Genomic DNA, 17,191 nt, shown 5'->3' with positions numbered 1-17,191 from the left:
CGTTGCTCGTGTCTCCTGGATGGTGTGGGTGGACGTGCGTGGCGGGTGTGGAGCGGGTCAGCCCTGGCCGAAGACGGTGTCCTCGGTGCCCAGGTCGAGGAAGATGGTCTGGCCGATGGCGTCGTCGAGGCCGTCGTTGTCGGTGGCGATCCACACGTGGCCGTTGCCGGTGATGCCGAGCCCCTCGAGCTTGTCGGGCGTCACGATCGACGCGGCCTCGAGCTCGTCGAGCAGGTCCAGCGCCGGGGTCACGGTGACCGGCTGCAGCGCCTCGCCGTACGCGACGAAGGTCGCGGCAGACAGGTCGACGGTGGTCACCCGCTTGATGGCGGCGAAGTCGCCCAGCTGGTTGTCCCGTTCGACGATGGCGAAAGTGCCATCGGACAGCGCGGTGATCTCCGACAGGCCGACCCAGCCACCGTTGGCGGACTCGGGTTCGGCCTTCTCGTAGGCCGCGAACGCCCAGGTCCCGTCGGTCGGGTCGAGGCGGGCGATCTTGACGGTGTTGGCGGCGTCGTCGGCCCATTCGCGCTGCACCACGGCGTAGACGTACTCCGTGGAGCCGGACTCGTCGGTGCCGATCGCGACACCCTCGAAGCCGCTGGAGGTGGCGTGCTCGACCAACGCGGCCGGCAGGGCGTACTCGGCCTGGACCGCACCGGTGGCGTCGACCAGGACGAGGGCGTTGGGACGGTCCTCCCCGTCGTCGGTGTAGCGGCCCTCCGACGCCAGCCAGAAGCCACCCTCGGGGGCGACCGCGATGCCCTCGAGGTCGAGGCCGAAGGATGCACCCGTGACCTCGATGCGACCCGTCACCACACCGGTGTCGCCGGAGACGTCGATCGGGTGGATGTAGCCGACGCCGAGGATGGAGTCGCTGACGCCGTGGAGGATGTCGCCTTCGGCGGACCCGGCGAGACCGGACATGGCCGTCCACGGGGTGGGGACCGCCGCGTCTGCGCTGACCAGCATCGGGTAGGCCGGCGCGGTCGCGCCGTGGCGGTAGATGGTGACGATGGAGGTGGGCAGGCCCGGGTCCTCCTCGTCCGCGGCCAGGTTGGTCTCGGCGGCGACGACGAACAGCCCCTCGCTCGGGATGGCCTTCAGGCCCTCCGGGCCGATGCCCGTGGGGAGGGTCTGCACCGGGGTGACGGCCCCGCCGTCGGAGACGGTGTAGACGCCGACGGCGTTGGCCCGCTCGGCACCGATGAACACGTGGGTGGTGTCGCCGTAGGTGCCGGTCTCGGCGCCCTCCGGCTCGACGCCCTTGTTGGCCGATCGTGCCTCGGGATAGTGGCCGGCGGCCATCAGCTGGTGCTCGAGGCTGTTGCCGGCCTCGTACTCCACGGTCCCGTCGACGTTGAAGATCGTCCAGCTGCGGCTGCCGCCCTCGACCCCGTCGGCGTCCTCGTAGTCGCCTTCGTTGGCCGAGGCGAAGGAGTCGCCGTCGATCCAGCTGACGGCGTCGGCCTCGCGGCGACGGGTGATGGTCTCGGTCGGCTGGAGGTCACCGTTGCCCTGCGGCCCGATCTCCTCCTCCGTGGCGTCGACGTCGTCGAGCGTGACGTCGCCCATGGAGAAGTCGTGGGTGACCGTGCCGGTCGCCAGGTCGACGATCGCGAAGTGGTTGTTCTCCTGCAGCGAGACGGCCGCGACGTTGTCGTCGTTGATGTCGACGTACTCGACCTCGGGGTCACCGGGGGCGATCTCGGCGAGGCCGGTCAGGGCGACGTCGGTGGCGGTCCAGGCGGCAGGGTCGTCGTCGCTGGTGTCGACCACGACGAGCTTGCCGCCGGGGGCCTGCGGGATCAGCCCGTCGTCCAGGTCCTCGTCGCGTTCGTTCTCGATGGCGATCGCGGCGTGGGTCCCGTCGGGGGAGACCGCGACGGAGTCGGGCTGGCCACCCAGGTCGATCGTGGCCACCGTGCTGCCGTCGGTCAGGTCGATGACCCGCAGCTCGCCGGAGGGGTTGACGAAGTCGGGGCTGGTGTTGACGCCGACGAGCGCCAGGTCACCGAGGACGGCGACGCTGGTCGGCTCGCCGCCCAGGTCGATGGTCCCGCCTGCGGTGGGTGCCGAGGGGGAGGCGATGTCGATCATGCCCAGCGACTCGCTGGGGGAGTCGGTGTAGACCAGCATGTCGCCGCCGGCCCAGTGGTCGATGATCTCCGCGGAGACGTTGCCGTTGTCGGTCACGTCGAAGGTGGCGATGTGGGTGAAGTAGCTCCCGTCTCGACCGGCCGTCGCGCAGGCGGTGTCGGAGACGTTGGGGCCGCAGACGACGCTGACGTCGGGGTTGGCGTCCAGCCAGGCCCGGGTGGCATCGGGGACCATGTCGCCGTTGACGAGCAGGACGACGGTGTCACCGTCGGCGGCAGCGCCCGCCGCTGCGAACCCGCTGGCCCAGCCGAACGGCTCGAAGGCGTCGACGAGGACGACCGTCGAGACGTCGGTGTCCGGCGCGTCGGCGACGTGGCCGGCGATCGCCGTGGCGGTGGTGGTCCGTTCGGGCCCCTCCAGGCGGGTCACGGTGATGCCCAGTCCGCGGAGCTCGGCGACGGTCGCATCGCTGATGGCGGCGGTCCCACCCAGCACGAGGACGGTGTCGATCGGGCTGGCCTCGAGGGCCGCCTTGGTGGAGTCCGACAGCACGTCGGTCTCCGTCAGCAGCACGGGGTGGCCCAGCGCGGCGGCCAGGGCGCCACCGGCGATGGAGTCGGCGAACTGTGCGGTGGGGTTGCCCTCGACCCCGAAGGCGCGGGCCAGCACGGCGGTCGTGGCAGAACCGCCGAGCTCGGTCCAGGTGTCCAGCGCCGTCTCCAGCCGGGTCGCGCCCGCGTAGCGGACGACGGTCAGGCCCTTGCCGGTCAGCGCGTCCTCGACGGTCTGCGACACCGCGCTCACGCCACCGAAGACGTGCACGGTCGTGGCGCCGAGGCGCTCGATCTCGGCCTCGGTGTCGGCGTCCAGCGAGCCGGTGGCGGTCAGCAGCAGCGGGCCGTCGATGACGCCCTGCGCGAAGCCGGAGGACAGCGCGTCGGCGGACTCGTCGTCACGGGCAAGGGCGACGTCGGCGGCACCGTCGGGGTAGGCGTACTGGCTGAGGGAGATCGCGTCGGCGACCGGGGAGCCGCCGTCGAGGTCGGCGTCCCCCTGCGCGGTGGCCACCGCACCGGGGAGTACGGAGAGCCCCAGCGCGGCGATCGCGAGGATCGCGAGGATTCGGAGTCGGATTGGCATCTGGGCACGGCCTTCTGATCGGGGGGTGTGACGACATGGGGGCAGACACGCCTGCCCGCGGTCTCCGGTTCATAGCCCGTCCGAGGAGAACGCCGGATAGCGGTGGATGAACGCGCGCCGATCAGTGGGTGAACTCGCGCGTCACCCGATCACGCCATGAAGTCGGCGAAGATGATCAGGTTGTGGTCGTAGCTGCCGTCGACGAGGTCGCCGTGGCAGGTGATCAGCCGCAGCTCGGGACGCGTGGTCGGTCCGTAGACCGCCGTGGTCGGGAAGCGGTCCTTGCTGGGGGCCATGGAGCTGCGGACCGCGAACACCGCCGAGGTGCCGTCGGCGCGATCGATGATGATGCGGTCGCCGCGCTGCACCTGTCCGAGGTCGAAGAACACCGCCGGCCCCTCGACGGAGTCGACGTGGCCGACGACGACCGCCGGTCCCCGCTCTCCGGGTTCCGGGCCGCCCTGCCACCAACCCGTGTCGGCGAAGTCGACGGGGACCTCCAGCGCACCCGCCTCGTCGACCCCGAGCGGCACGACCGGCGCGTCGACGCCGATGGAGGGGATGCGGATGCCCACGGGGTCGGCCACCTGACCGTCGTCGATCGGTGGTCCCCAGTCGGGGGTGGGACGGGCCAGGCGGGCGTCGTCCGTCGCCGAGCCGCTGGCAGGGATCCAGCCGTCCAGCCCGAACGGGTCGAGGGGAAGCACGGGCGTGACGTCGACCCGGGTGGTGTCGTGCGAGCCGACCGCCCCACCCGGGCCGACCGCCGCACCCGGTCCGGCAGCCCGCGGCGGTTCGGCACCCAGCACCCCCGCGGCGATGCTCATCACGCCGGCGGCCAGCAACGCGGTCGCACCCGCCAGGCGGATGCGACCGGATCGGGTCGGGACGGGGCCCGCCGTGTCGGCCACGGCGGCCACGCTACTCCTCCCGGGGATGGCGGCGCCGGGTCAGCGCAGGGTGACCGAGACCCCGTAGCGGATGTCGACGCTGACGTTGATGCCGAGCAGCCGGAGGGCGGACAGGCTCAGCTGGGGCAGCGGGAGCGTGCTGATCCCGAGGACGTCGGGGGCGTCGGGTTCGGCCATCTCCAGCATCGCGACGCTGAACTCGTCGTCGTCGAAGTAGGTGCCGTCGAAGCCGTCGTAGTCCTGCCCGTGCACGGCGCAGTGGGCGTTGCGGGCGTCCCGGTCGGCGTCGTCGTCGTAGGCCATGCCACTGCGGATCATCGCGGCCAGCAGCGCCGACCCGCGTTCGATGCCCTGGCGGACCAGCTGGGCGGTCACCGGGTCGCCGTAGGCCATCAGGGTGGCGTTGTTCCACGCCCGCTCGCGCCACTCCTGGATCACCTGCTGGACGGTGAAGCCGGTCAGGAGGTCGTCGCTGGAGCTGGTGTCGAAGGAGGGGTCGAAGCGGGCGACGATCTCGGGGCTCATGTCGTCGCCGACGTTGTTGAGGAACTCGTTGACCCGCTCGTGGTCGGGCTTGCGGGAGTTGCCGTCCTCGTCGGTCAGGCCGATGTCGGCGAGCACGAACGGCAGGTCACGGTTGATGTGGGCGTTCATGCCCATCAGGAAGTTGGCGACCGCCGGCAGCTCCTGGCCGTCCGCGGCGGAGAACGCCTCGCGCCAGGCCGGGGCCACATCGCTGACGTTGCCGTTCTTCCAGTCCTGCTGCGGCTGGGTGTAGTAGCTGGCGAACACCGCGTCGTAGTGGTGCATCCACGGGACGTCCTCGTAGAAGCCCGGGATCCGGGAGGACTCGTAGTAGGCCTCGGTCGTCCGCGTGTACCCGAGCTGGAAGATCGCGTTGTGGTCGCAGGTCCGGGCCAGCTTGCGCAGGTCACGGTTCATCTTGCGGATGACCGACTCGACGCACCGGTGGCTGCCGCTCGTGCACTCGTTGGCGCTGGACGTGTTGATGCCGGGCGTGAAGCCGGGCACCAGCTCACCCCAGTTGAGGAGGGGCGGGGTGGCAGCCTGCGCGGCGCCGGGGATCAGTGGCAGCATCAGCGCCACCACCAGTGCCATGGCCACCCGTTGGCTACGCCGCATCACGTACTCCTCACTCGCCGTATTCCCCGTCTGCGTACACAGTGACGGGTCAGTCACACAGCGTTCAATGACGAGAACGGGCCATCCTGTGTGGCTGCCCGGACTAGTCATCGCCGCGTATGGACGGGGGCCCGGACCGACCGGACACCCTCTCCCTGTCGGCAGCCCACCGTCGGATGTGAGGCAGCGTCCGGATGCGTGCCGCCGGAGGCGGGTCTGCCACAGTAGGCAGCCGTGTCCGATGCCCCCGAGCCGTCCCCCACCGCCCGCCGACCCGGCGGGTGGCGTGGTGTCGTGCGGGTCGTCTACCTCATCGGGGTGGTCGCCGCGTTCGTGGTCGCCGTGGTGGCCCGCCGCGAGGAGATCGGGGACCAGCTCGCCCTGACCGACCCGGTGCCGCTGACCGCGTCGGTCGTGGCCGGGCTGCTGGGGGTCGGGGTCAGCGGGCTCGTGTGGCGCCGGATGCTGCACGGCCTCGGGTCCTCCCTGCCCCTCCGCGCCGCCGTCCGGGTGTTCTTCCTCGCCCAGATCGGCAAGTACCTTCCCGGCAGCCTGTGGCCGGTGCTGGCCCAGGCCGAGCTCGGACGCGACCACGGCGTCCCGCGCCGCAGCGCCGTCGCCGGCCAGACCCTGTTCATGTGGGTCCACCTGATCACCGGTGTCGCCCTGGGCGTCCCGACGATGGCGGTGACCGGGCAGCTGCCGGGCTGGACCGCCCCGCTGGGGCTGGTGGTCCTGGTGCTGCTGCTGCCCGGCCCGCTGACGACGGTCATCGACTGGCTGCTGACCAGGGCCAGGCGCACCCCGCTCCCCGCCCGGCCCGACGGGCGGGACATGGCCATCGCGGTCGGGTGGGCGTTGGTGATGTGGGTGCTGTACGGCCTGCACGTGCACTGGCTGATCGACGCGTTCGAGTTCTCCGCGCCGGGACCGCTGCCCGCCCTGGTCGCCATCGGCGCGTTCGCCGCGGCGTGGTCGGCCGGCTTCGTGTTCCTGATCGCCCCAGCAGGTGCGGGCGCCCGGGAGGTCGTGCTGGTCGCGGCGCTGGACACTGTCACCGCGGCGAGCACGGCGCTGACGGTCGTGCTGCTCAGCCGGCTGGTGCTGACGCTGGCCGACGGCGCATGGGCGCTGGCGGCGGCCTGGGTCGGGCGTCGATCGGCGACCGACCGCAGCTCCTGACCTGCGGACGGGTGTGGCCACGAGACCATCGGGGGCCATGGACCTGACCACCCCGGCCCTGTTGTTCCCCGCCATCTCGCTGCTGCTGCTGGCCTACACCAACCGGTTCGTGGTGCTGACCAACGTCATCCGGCAGCTCGCGGGGCTGTCGGACCAGCCGTCGGAGCTGATCAGTCGGCAGATCGACAACCTCGGCGGCCGGCTGCGCATCATCAAGTGGATGCAGAGCCTCGGGGTCGCCAGCTTCATCCTCTGCGCCGTCTCGATGCTGGTGCTCTTCCTCGGCCACCAGACCGCTGGCCGGTGGGCGTTCGGCCTGAGCCTCGGCCTGCTCGTCGCGTCGCTGGTCTTCTCGCTGCTGGAGGTCCAGCGGTCCACCCACGCCATCGAGGTCGAGATCCAGGCGTTCAGGGACCGCACGACCTGAGCGGTGGTCACCGGCGCGATCGGGGCCCAACCCACCCAGACGTGGTCACCGGCACGATCCGGCGTGTCAGCCGGGGATCGGGCGATCCGGGGGGATCAGGCGTCGACGCGGGCGCGCAGGGCCGTCCAGGGGAGGGGCTGGCGGATGTCGGCCACGGCACCGACCTGCGACACGAAGCGCAGGAAGCCGGGCGAACCCCAGTGGTTGAGGTGCCCGGGGGTGTTGCCGAAGTCCTTGACGTGGCGACCGGTGAAGAAGTTGCCCATGCGGAACAGTGGCTCGCGCGGGACGCTGAGGACCAGGTGTCGGCCGGACACGCGGGCCATCTCCTTCAACCCGGCGTCGGGGTCGGTCAGGTGCTCGCACACCTCCACCGCCAGGACCAGGTCGAAGGTGTTGTCGGCGAACGGCAGGCCGTGCGCGTCGCCGTGGAGGAACCCGACCTGGTGGTCACGGCCCTGCCAGTCCTGGCGCAGCCCGGCGTCGGGCAGGTCCAGCGCGGTCACCGTCGCCTCGGGGAAGCGGGCACGCAGGCGGTCGGCGATCTCGCCCTCGCCGCAGCCGACCTCCAGCACACGGGTGATCGGGCCCTCCGCGGCCACGCCGTCGAGCAGCTCGTCGAGCGCCGCGAGGAAACGCGTGGTGAGGTACTGGATCAGCGGGTTGCCGCCGCCGTACTTGTTGTGGTGGTTGCCGATGACGATGTCGGGCGTCTCGGGCGCGGGGGTGCTGGTGCTCACCCCACAACGGTACGCGACGGTCGACAGCCCCACGGCTGGCCGGCAGGGCAGCCCCGACCGTCCCGATCGGTCCGGCGACCAGCCCGTCGCGTACGATCCTCCAACCCTGGTCCCCTGCGCCCCCTGAGCGAGCCGTGCCCTTCGACATCAAGCTGCTGAGCATCCCCCTGATCTCGGGGATCATCGGCTACGTCACGAACTACGTGGGCATCAAGATGTTGTTCTACCCGGTGCAGTTCGTCGGGTTCACCATCCCGGGAATCGCCCCGCTCGGCCGCCTGCTGCCCCGCAAGCTGCAGTCCATCCCGGGGGTCCTGACCGGCCAGGTCGGCTGGCAGGGCGTCATCCCGTCCCGTGCCGCCAAGATGGGCTCGATCGCGGTCGACACGGGCGTCTCCAAGCTGGGCTCGCCGGGTGAGTTCTACGAGAAGCTCAACCCCGAACGCATCGCCGAGCACATCCTCACCACCTCGCGCGACGACATCCGCGAGCTGGTCGAGCGGCTGATCGAGCGGGAGTACGGGCGGCTGTGGCGGGACGCCCCGTCCGCGGTCAGGGAGATGGTCCACGAGCGGGTCCAGGCACAGCTGCCGGCCATCGTGCATCGGGTGACCGAGGAGATCGGCGCCAACATCGACCAGATCCTCGACATCAAGCTCATGGTCATCCGACACATCGAGGCCCACCCGGAGCTGGCCAACGCCATCTTCCTGGAGGTCGGCGAGAAGGAGCTGAAGTTCGTCATCAACGCGGGGGCCTACTACGGCTTCGCGCTGGGCATCCCCTCGATCTTCGTCTTCAGCGCCCTGCAGCAGTGGTGGGTGCTGCCGATCGCCGGGATCATCGTCGGCTACCTCACCAACTTCATCGCCATCAAGCAGATCTTCCTGCCGATCGTCCCGAAGAAGGTCGGCCCGGTCACCCTGCACGGCCTGTTCATGCGCCGGCAGCCCGAGGTGTCGCGGCAGTACGCCAAGCTGATCGCCACGGAGGTCGTCAACCTCCAGAACATCGGGCAGGAGTTCATGACCGGCCGTCGGTCGGACCGGACCAAGGCCATGATCGCCTCGGCGCTGCGCCCGGCGATCGACGGTGCGGTCGGCCCGCTGCGACGGGCCGTCCGGCTTGCCGTCGGTCCCGCCCAGTACGACGCGATCAAGGAGTCGATGGCGACCGAGGCGCTGGACTACACACTGGTGCCACTGTCCGATCCCGAGTTCAACGCCAGCCAGGCCAAGGAGCTGGAGGACCTGCTGACCGCACGCATGAAGGCGCTTCCGCCCCACGACTTCGCCGAGCTGCTGCGCACCGCGGTGGAGGAGGACGAGTGGATGCTGATGTTCATCGGCGCCGTCCTCGGCTTCGCGGCCGGCGTCCTGCAGACCGCCTTCACCCTGGTCTGAGGCACCCACCATGAGCACCGACCACGAGTTCCCCGACGACGACCGCGCCCGCACCGACACGGGCCTTCCGGCCGTGCCCACGGCGCGCGCCATCGACGCCGGTCGCCGGATGGACGACGGGCTGCCCCTGCAGGCCGACCCCGTCAAGGTCGTCACCGCCGGCGTCGGCCTTGCGCGCCTCACCGTGGGGGCCACCGCCCGCCTCGGCCGCTGGGGGCTCGGCGCCTCGATGCGGATCGGCAACCGGGTCATCAAGGCCGCCGTGGCCGGCGAGACCGCCACGTCGCTGCTGGACGACGCGACCGAGGCGCTGCGCGAGCAGGCTCGCGACCTGCTGGGCATCGTCGACGACGCCGGTCGGGTCGTGGGGTTGCAGATGCCCCGCGAGCAGCACCGCGCCATCGCCGACCGGTCCGCGGAGGACCTGCAGGCCAAGGGTGCGGCGCTGCTGGAGGCGTCCGCCGACGTCACCTACGAGGAGCCCTACCACCCGGCCTACGCCCGGATCCTCGACCAGATGGCACCCGACGAGGCGCGGATCCTGCGGCTGATGGAGCTGGAGGGGCCGCAGGCCATCGTCGACGTGCGCACGTCCAGCCCCATCCCCGGCGCGTCGGAGCTGATCGCGTCGGACCTCAACATGGTCGGCGCCGAGGCCGGCTGCCGGTACCTCGACCGCGTCCCGGCCTACCTCAACAACCTGCAGCGCCTCGGGCTGATCGCCCACTCCAGCGACCAGGTCGAGGACCACAGCCGCTACCAGGTGCTGGAGGCGCAGCCCGACGTGCTGGCGGCGCTGCGCAGCCACAGCCGGACCAAGACGGTCCGCAAGAGCCTGCGGGTCACCCCGTTCGGGACCGACTTCGCCCGCACGTGCCTGCTGGGCCGCGGCGGGACCATCGACGACCCCGTCATCGGCTGACAGGGCGTCGTCGTCCGGGCGGTCCGCGGACCGCCTACTGCCGGCTGGGCCCGGCGCTGTGCTTGCTGGTGCGCACGATCAGGTCGGCGAGCAGGCCCATCGAGAAGAGGATGAGGCCGGTGATCAGCAGCAGGACGGTGTTGATCGACAGGGCGAACGGATCGCCGTCGGTGATCGCCCCGCCGATGACGTCGTAGAGGAACTTGGCGCCGCCGAGGAACAGCAGCATCAGCGCCATCGGCACGAACACGCGCAGCGGCTCGAAGAACGTCACCATCCGCACGACCTGCAGGATGTAGCGGTAGGCGTCCTTGATGGGGTGGAAGTGCGAGCGACCGGCACGCTGGGCGTAGTCGATCGGCATGTACTCCACGACCAGGCCGTTGGAGAGGAACGACAGGGTGATCGTGGTCACGCACGAGAAGCCGGTCGGCAGCAGCCCCAGGTAGGGCAGCGCGTCGGCCCGCTTGAAGGCGCGCAGCCCGGAGTTCAGGTCGGGGATCTCCGTGGCGGTCAGGTACTCCGCGAGGCGACGGATCATGTACTTCGCCGGGACCCGCAGCAGCTTGTGGGTGCCCTCCTCGGTGCGACGGGCACCGACGACCTGCTGGGCGCGGCCGGTCTCGAGGATGTCGATGAGCTCGGGGATCCGCTCGTTGGGGTAGGTCATGTCGGCGTCGGTCCACACGACGTACTTGCCGTAGGCCTCCTGGCTGCCGATCCGCCGTGCCGTGCCCGAGCCGCGGTTGACCGGGAACCGCATCAGGCGGACGAACGGCCGACCCTCCACCGCGTCACCCGTGCCGTCGGTGGACCCGTCGTCGATGACGAGGATCTCGAAGGAGTAGGGGCTCTCCTTCATCGCCGCGGTGATGCGGTCGACCTCCTGGCCGATGTGGCCGACCTCGTTGAGGGCGGGAAGGACAACGGTGACGTCGAGGTCGGTCACGGGGGGAGTCTGCTCGTTCATGGCGGATCGGATGGTACGACGCGGCGCCAAGGGCACACGCTGGCCGGCCGGTCGCACGGCCGCCTACGCTGCGCGGTGATGACCACCTCCTCCTCCCACAGCCGTGCCACCGTCGCCGTGTCGGCTGGACGCCCGGACCGCGTCCCCGGCAACCCGCTGTCCGCGCCCCCCGAGTTCGCCTCGGTCCGCCACGCCTCCACCCCGTCGGAGTACGGCCGCTACACCAACGCCTCCTTCGACGCGGTGGAGGACGCCATCGGCGCGCTCGAAGGCGGCACGGCCGTCGTGTTCGCCTCGGGCATGGCCGCGATCTCGGCGCTGGTCGAGGTGGCCGTCAGGGGACGGCCCGGCCTCGTCCAGCCCCTCGACGGCTACCACGGGACCCGGTCGCTGCTGGACGCCACGACCGGACTGCTGACGAGCTCCGTCGACGTGGCCAACACCGCCGCCTTCCTCGACGCCCTGCCCACCGGGGGCGTCGCCTGGGTCGAGAGCCCCACCAACCCGCTGATCACCGTCGCCGACCTCGCGGCGCTGGCCGACGGCGTCGCCGCGAAGGACGGGATGCTGGTGGTCGACTCCACCGCCGCCTCGCCGGTCGTGCAGCGCCCGCTGGAGCTGGGCGCCGACGTGGTCGTGCACTCGGTGACCAAGTTCCTCGCGGGCCACTCCGACCTGCTGATGGGCGCGGTCGTCACCCGCAACGAGCAGCTGGTCGAGGCGCTCCGGGCCCATCGCGGCCTGCACGGCGCCATCCCCGGCCCCATGGACTGCTTCCTCGCCCTGCGGGGCATCCGCACCCTCGACGTGCGCGTGCAGCGTGGCCAGGCCAACGCGCTGGAGCTGGCCCGCCGGCTGGACGACCACCCGCTGGTGCAGCGCGTCCACTACCCCGGCCTGCCGAGCGACCCCGGCCACGAGGTCGCCAGCCGGCAGATGGACGGCTACGGCGCGCTGCTGTCGTTCGTCCTGCCGACCGCGGAGGCCGCCGACACCGTCTGCGCCGCCGCCGAGCTGATCGTGTACGCCACCAGCCTCGGCGGGGTCGAGTCGTCGATGGAGCGGCGCAACCGCCAGCCCGGTGAGGAGGCGACCCACCCCGGCCTGATCCGACTGAGCGTGGGGATCGAGGACGTCGAGGACCTGTGGACCGACCTGTCCGCCGGGCTCGACGCCGCAGGGGGCACCACCCGATGACCGTGGAGGAGCTGCGCGCGGCGATGGAGGCGGCGTTCACCGGCGACCCCGACGACGCGGCGGAGCTGTTCGCCGACGACGCCGTGCTGGTCGACATCGCGGGCGAACCCCCGGTGGAGGGGCAGGACGCCATCCTCCAGCACTTCCTCGCCTACGGCGGACGACGGGAGGTCGCCGCGGTCCACGACGCCTGGATCGCCGGGGACCGGGGCGCGTTGTCCTGGACGGTGTGGTTCCGCGCGGACGCCCACGCCTACGGCCAGCACGGCCGGGCGCTGCTGACCTTCGACGCCGCGGCCGAGGACGGCGGCCTGATCAGCCGCTGGGACGGTGTGTGGGTCGAACGCGACGCCGACCTGACCCCCTGGGGTGGCGACTAACGGTCCTCGGGATCGCCCTGACCGGGCAGGTCGCGGGCGACGACCTTGCCGGTGGGGTTGCGGGGCAGCTCGTCGAGGAACGTCACGTCACGGGGGACGCTGAAGTTGGCGAGGTTGGCCTTGACGTGGGCGCGGAGCTCGTCGGGGTCAGGCGGCGAGTCGGGATCCGCGGGGACGACGAATGCCGCGAGGCGCTGCCCGAACTCCTCGTCGTCCACCCCGATGACGGTCGCCTCGATGATGTCGTCGCGGTGGGCGAGCAGGTCCTCGACCTCCTTGGGGAAGACGTTCTCGCCGCCGGAGACGATCATGTCGTCGTCCCTGCCGGAGACGTACAGGCGTCCCTCGGCGTCCAGCGAGCCGACGTCACCGGTGGCCATCAGCCCGTCGATCGACTCCTTGCCGGCGACGTCGCCGGTGTATCCCTCGAACAGCAGGTCGTTGCCGACGAAGATGCGCCCGACTTCACCCGCCGGCACCGGGCGCCCCTCGTCGTCGAGCACCCGGAGGGCCGTGCCGAGCGGGGGCTTGCCGGCCGTGCCGGGCGCCGCGCGAAGGTCCTCGGGGGTGGCGATCGTGGCCCAGCTGACCTCGGTCGAGCCGTAGAGGTTGTAGAGGGTCGGCCCGAAGGCCTCCATCCACTTCGTGGCCAGCGGCCCGGGCAGGGCCGAGCCGCTGCTCGCGACGATCCTGAGGTGGACCAGATCGCGTTCGGGCCGTTCCTCGGGCGCCAGCTCGAGGATGCGTTGCAGCATCACGGGCACCGCGGCCATCACCGTGCAGCCGTGGGCGGACAGGTCCGCCAGCGCCTGCGCCGGCTCGAACCGGCGGCGGAGCACCACCGTGGAGCGCATCGCAGCGGCGATCTGCAGGTTCGCCAGCCCCCAGGTGTGGAACAGCGGGGGCAGGACGAGGGTGGACTCGTCGGCCCGCACCGGGATGCGGGAGAGGATCGCGGCCAGGGCTGCGGGACCGCCGGAGGAGGGACGCTGCGCCCCCTTCGGCGCACCGGTCGTGCCGGAGGTCATCACGACCGTGCGGCCGTGCTCGGCGGGCTTGGGTGGTTGGGGTCGGCCGACGCCGGCGGCGACCAGGGCAGGGGTGGTCCACCCGTCGTGCCCGTCGGGCCCGGTCCCGCACAGGACACGGGGGACGTCGGCGTCGACCTCATCGAGCCTGTCGACCAGGTCGGCGTCGACGATCAGGACCTCGATGCCCTGCTGCTCGGCCACGACGGACGCTTGGGCGGGACTCATCCCTGTGTTGAGGAGGATGACGTGGGCACCGATCCGGCCGCAGGCCAGCAGCGCCTCCACGAAACCGGCGTGGTTGCGGGCCAGCAGGCCGACGGTCGACCCGGCGGTCACGTCCAGCTCGGCCGACAGCGCCGCGGCGAGCGCAGCGGCGCGGTGGTCCAGCTCGGCGAAGGTCAGCATGCCGTGGTCGTCGACGATGGCGGGACGATCACCGACGGCAGCGGCGGCCCCGGCGTAGAGGCCCGCGATCGTCGTGCCGTGGCGCAGCAGGGCGGGGAGGATCGGCGCGCCGCGATGCAGGCCGACGGGCACGATGCCCGACCTGGCGATGGTCAGGGCCATCCGTGCGCACTTCATCCCGCCGCCGACCACGCCGGCGGCGTGCTCACCCAACCGTCCCAGTGATCGCTGCATGGGTCGCAGTGAAGCACACCGGTGGAGCTCGACCCACCTCCTCGGAACGCGGTCGGTCGGGTCGCGGACGTTTGGTGGCCTGTGGCGTCGTCGGCTAGGCGCCGGCCACCTCGGCCGCGGTGTGGCCGTTCTGCACCCGGACGTCGACCTCCGCCTGGTCCAGCGGGCCGGGGGCCACCACGATCGCGGTGACCGGCACGTCGTACTGGCGCCGCAGGGCGGTCGGCACATCGGCCCGGAGCCACCGGGAGAGCGTGTGGTCCAGCGTGCACAGGACGATCTCGTCGATGGGTTCGGTGGTCATCACGCCGGCTGCGGCACGCAACGGGTTGGCGTCGCCGATCTGCCCGTGCGCCACGATGCCCACGTCGGTCAGCATGCTGACGGCTCGACGGAGCCGGAAACGGGCCTGGGCCAGACCGGCGTCGTCGGTCCGGGCGTCGAGCCCGTCCTCCGCCGCCGCCGGTCGACCCGCGCCGGGCGCACTCGCCAGGTGCTCCGACGGAGTGGCAGGAACGACCACGAACACGCTGACGCGTTCGTGGGCCCGCAAGCGTGCATGCATCGTCGCCATGACCGCCTCGGACCCGAGCGTCTGGTTGGCGATGAGAAGGATGCGGTGCACGCCGTCGTCGGCCGCGAACTGGCGATACAGCGGGCGCGCCTCGTGGGCTCCCGGGTAGGCCAGCACCTCCAGCACCTCGCCAGGCACGCGGTGATCGTGTGCCATGTGGTCCGCGAGCTCGGCCCTGTTGGTGAAGCGCAGCGGACAGCGGATACAGGTGTGAACGGTCATCGACGACCTCCTCCATCCCGACTGTCCCCCGATGGAGGTGCTCCCGTCAAGGCCGGGGTCGGTTCACCCGGCGTGCGCGAGCCGCCTCGGCGCCCCCGCGGGGCAGCGCGTCCTCGTCGTCGTAGCGGCCGACGAGCTCGCGACCGATCCAGGCCAGCTGGTCACGGACACCCGGAGGGCCGACCACCTCCAACCACTCGACCAACCCGGCGAGCTCGCCGGCGAGGGCGTACTCGTTGTGGCCTCGGACGACGACCTCGACGCGGCCGTCGTCGCCGGCCCGTCCCACCTCGAGCCGGTCGCCGAGGACCATGCGCAGCAGCCCCATGCCGTCGGGAACGCACCGCGCCCGGACCTCCAGCGGCGTGCGCCGGCGTTCGACCTCGTCGGCGACCTCGCGCCAGCTCGCCGCCAGGTCGAACCCCTCGGGGCGGTCCACGGGATCCTCGGTCGGTTCGACTGCCGAGATCCGGTCGATCCGGAAGGTCCGCCGGCCGGCGTCGGTGATCGCGATCAGGTACCAGACGTGGCCCTTGGCCACGATGCCCATCGGGTGCAGCGTCCGCTGCGTCTCCACGCCCTCGCGATCGACGTAGCCGACGTGCACCTGGACCCCACGGATCACCGCGTCCTGCAGGTCGTCGAGGAAGCGGGGCGGGTGATGGGCGAGCGGGCTCTGCCCCCACCGTTGGGGATCCACCAGCAAGGACGCCGCAGCGGCCTCGGCCTGTTCCCGGAAGGGTTCCGGCAGGGCGGTCACCAGCTTTCGCAACGCCGCCGACACGTCGGGGGTGGCGTCGGAGGCCTGCGCGGCGGCGAGGAACAGGGCGCGAACCTCACCCGCCGTGAACCCGGTGAGGTCGGTGCGGGCACCACCGACCAGGCGCCAGCCGCCGCCCCGTCCACGCACGGAGTAGAGGGGCACCCCGGCGAGGAGCAGGGCCTCCAGATCGCGCCGGGCCGTGCGCTCCGACACCTCCAGCTCCTCCGCGACCTGGGCAGCGGTGACCTGCCCCCGTCGCTGCAGCAGCAGGAGGATGGCCACCAGTCGGTCGACTCTCATCGCAGTCCAGATTCTCGTGCAAACCGGACACGAGGGTGGCCGGTTTCGGGGGGCAGGGTGGCGCCATGATCGATACACACACCGTTCCGACCCCAACCATCGTCCACGTCAACGGCATCGACCTCGAGGTCGTCGAGGCTGGCGACCCCGCCGGCGAACCCGTCGTGCTCCTCCACGGCTGGCCCGAGCACGCGTTCTCGTGGCGCCACCAGATCGCCCCGCTGGCCGCCGCCGGCCACCACGTGATCGTGCCCAACCAGCGTGGCTACGGCCGCTCGTCCCGCCCGCCCGAGGTGACCGACTACGACCTCTCCCACCTCTCCGGCGACGTCGTGGGGTTGCTGGACCACTACGGCCACGACGACGCGGTCCTCGTCGGCCACGACTGGGGCGCCAACGTCGCCTGGGGCACCACGCTGCTGCACCCCGAGCGGATCAGCCGGGTGGCCGCGCTCAGCCTGCCCTACCAGCCGCGCGGAGACGTCCCCTGGATCGAGTGGATGGAGGCGACGTTCGGCGACGACTTCTACTTCGTGCACTTCAACCGGCAGCCGGGCGTGGCCGACGCGGTGCTGGACGCCAACGTCGAGCAGTTCCTGCGCAACCTGTACCGCACGGACCTGCCGCCTCCCGCCGCGCCCGAACCGGGGAACATGATGGTCAACCTGGCCCTGGCGGAGGCACCGCTGGGTCGGCCGGTCCTGACCGACGACGAGCTCGCGGTGTTCGTCGAGGCGTTCGAGGCCACCGGGTTCGGGCCCAGCATCAGCTGGTACCGCAACCTCGACCGGAACTGGCACCTGCTGGCCGACGTCGACCCGGTCATCACCCAGCCGGCCCTGATGGTCTACGGCAGCCGCGACATGATCGGGCGCAACGAGGCGCTGACATCGTTCGTGCCGAACGTGGAGGTGGTCGAGCTGGACGCCGGGCACTGGATCCAGCAGGAACAGCCGGAGGAGACCACCCGAACATTGCTGCGCTGGCTCGGCCGGTGACCTCGACGATCCCCGGGGGCTCCGCCCCCAGACCCCCGGGGATCGCGCACTCGGGCCAACCCGAAAGGCGCTCCGCGCCACGGGTTGTTGCCTCCTACGCGATGCTCACCCGGGGGCTCCGCCCCCAGACCCCCGGGATCGCGCACTCG

The 17,191-nt window shown here is 71.5% G+C and carries 15 protein-coding genes; 7 read left to right on the top strand and 8 right to left on the bottom strand.

Going from position 1 to position 17,191, the window contains the following annotated elements; genetic code table 11:
- Window positions 1-57 precede the first annotated feature (57 nt).
- The 3 genes from CUC05_RS22695 to CUC05_RS22685 form a co-directional block, all read right to left on the bottom strand.
- Window positions 58-3,240 (bottom strand): esterase-like activity of phytase family protein, encoded by a 3,183-nt coding sequence (locus CUC05_RS22695; RefSeq protein WP_108668430.1) that lies wholly within the window; start codon window positions 3,238-3,240, stop codon window positions 58-60.
- 149 nt (window positions 3,241-3,389) lie between these two features.
- Entirely contained in the window at window positions 3,390-4,151 is a 762-nt protein-coding gene (locus CUC05_RS22690) for a class F sortase (RefSeq protein WP_205712503.1), read from the bottom strand.
- 39 nt (window positions 4,152-4,190) lie between these two features.
- A complete protein-coding gene (locus CUC05_RS22685; RefSeq protein ID WP_157965905.1) occupies window positions 4,191-5,270 on the bottom strand; it encodes a DUF5995 family protein in 1,080 nt (359 codons plus the stop codon).
- 258 nt (window positions 5,271-5,528) lie between these two features.
- Between CUC05_RS22685 and CUC05_RS22680 the strand changes: the two genes are divergently transcribed.
- Together CUC05_RS22680 and CUC05_RS22675 are read left to right on the top strand one after the other, a co-directional pair.
- Window positions 5,529-6,476, top strand: coding sequence for a lysylphosphatidylglycerol synthase domain-containing protein (locus CUC05_RS22680; protein ID WP_108668428.1), 948 nt, complete (start codon window positions 5,529-5,531; stop codon window positions 6,474-6,476).
- A gap of 37 nt (window positions 6,477-6,513) precedes the next feature.
- A complete protein-coding gene (locus tag CUC05_RS22675) occupies window positions 6,514-6,903 on the top strand; it encodes a DUF2721 domain-containing protein (RefSeq protein ID WP_108668427.1) in 390 nt (129 codons plus the stop codon).
- A 95-nt stretch (window positions 6,904-6,998) separates the two neighbouring features.
- Here CUC05_RS22675 and CUC05_RS22670 read toward each other — a convergent pair whose 3' ends face one another.
- Complete coding sequence (locus CUC05_RS22670) at window positions 6,999-7,643, bottom strand: class I SAM-dependent methyltransferase (protein ID WP_157965904.1); 645 nt, start codon at window positions 7,641-7,643, stop codon at window positions 6,999-7,001.
- A 134-nt stretch (window positions 7,644-7,777) separates the two neighbouring features.
- Between CUC05_RS22670 and CUC05_RS22665 the strand changes: the two genes are divergently transcribed.
- Both CUC05_RS22665 and CUC05_RS22660 read left to right on the top strand, forming a co-directional pair.
- On the top strand, window positions 7,778-9,046 hold the full coding sequence (locus CUC05_RS22665; RefSeq protein ID WP_205712502.1) for a DUF445 domain-containing protein: 1,269 nt from the start codon (window positions 7,778-7,780) through the stop codon (window positions 9,044-9,046).
- A gap of 10 nt (window positions 9,047-9,056) precedes the next feature.
- Window positions 9,057-9,968 (top strand): DUF4393 domain-containing protein, encoded by a 912-nt coding sequence (locus CUC05_RS22660; protein ID WP_108668424.1) that lies wholly within the window; start codon window positions 9,057-9,059, stop codon window positions 9,966-9,968.
- 34 nt (window positions 9,969-10,002) lie between these two features.
- On the opposite strand, the gene CUC05_RS22655 is transcribed toward CUC05_RS22660, so the two are convergent.
- Window positions 10,003-10,938 (bottom strand): glycosyltransferase family 2 protein, encoded by a 936-nt coding sequence (locus CUC05_RS22655; RefSeq protein WP_108668423.1) that lies wholly within the window; start codon window positions 10,936-10,938, stop codon window positions 10,003-10,005.
- Window positions 10,939-11,016: 78 nt separating this feature from the next.
- Between CUC05_RS22655 and CUC05_RS22650 the strand changes: the two genes are divergently transcribed.
- Both CUC05_RS22650 and CUC05_RS22645 read left to right on the top strand, forming a co-directional pair.
- Window positions 11,017-12,135, top strand: coding sequence for a trans-sulfuration enzyme family protein (locus tag CUC05_RS22650; protein ID WP_108668422.1), 1,119 nt, complete (start codon window positions 11,017-11,019; stop codon window positions 12,133-12,135).
- Window positions 12,132-12,515 carry a nuclear transport factor 2 family protein gene (locus tag CUC05_RS22645; RefSeq protein ID WP_108668421.1) on the top strand — a complete coding sequence of 128 codons (384 nt, stop codon included), beginning with the start codon at window positions 12,132-12,134 and terminating at the stop codon, window positions 12,513-12,515. The genes CUC05_RS22650 and CUC05_RS22645 overlap by 4 nt, the downstream gene beginning before the upstream one ends.
- Here the strand turns inward: CUC05_RS22645 and CUC05_RS22640 are convergent.
- From CUC05_RS22640 to CUC05_RS22630, 3 genes are all read right to left on the bottom strand, one after another.
- Window positions 12,512-14,185 (bottom strand): AMP-binding protein, encoded by a 1,674-nt coding sequence (locus CUC05_RS22640; RefSeq protein WP_108668420.1) that lies wholly within the window; start codon window positions 14,183-14,185, stop codon window positions 12,512-12,514. The genes CUC05_RS22645 and CUC05_RS22640 overlap by 4 nt on opposite strands.
- Window positions 14,186-14,279: 94 nt before the next feature.
- Window positions 14,280-14,981, bottom strand: a complete 702-nt coding sequence (locus CUC05_RS22635; RefSeq protein ID WP_108668419.1) for a hypothetical protein — start codon at window positions 14,979-14,981, stop codon at window positions 14,280-14,282.
- 46 nt (window positions 14,982-15,027) lie between these two features.
- Entirely contained in the window at window positions 15,028-16,044 is a 1,017-nt protein-coding gene (locus CUC05_RS22630) for a helix-turn-helix transcriptional regulator (RefSeq protein ID WP_108668418.1), read from the bottom strand.
- A 65-nt stretch (window positions 16,045-16,109) separates the two neighbouring features.
- Here CUC05_RS22630 and CUC05_RS22625 point away from each other — a divergent pair, with 65 nt between their 5' ends.
- On the top strand, window positions 16,110-17,042 hold the full coding sequence (locus tag CUC05_RS22625) for an alpha/beta fold hydrolase (protein WP_108668417.1): 933 nt from the start codon (window positions 16,110-16,112) through the stop codon (window positions 17,040-17,042).
- Window positions 17,043-17,191 lie beyond the last annotated feature (149 nt).

It is taken from the genome of Euzebya rosea, assembly GCF_003073135.1.
In the GTDB taxonomy this organism is placed as follows: Bacteria; Actinomycetota; Nitriliruptoria; order Euzebyales; family Euzebyaceae; genus Euzebya; species Euzebya rosea.
The sequence above is the reverse complement of the archived record's forward strand: the minus strand, read 5'-3'. Positions and strand labels throughout refer to the sequence as shown.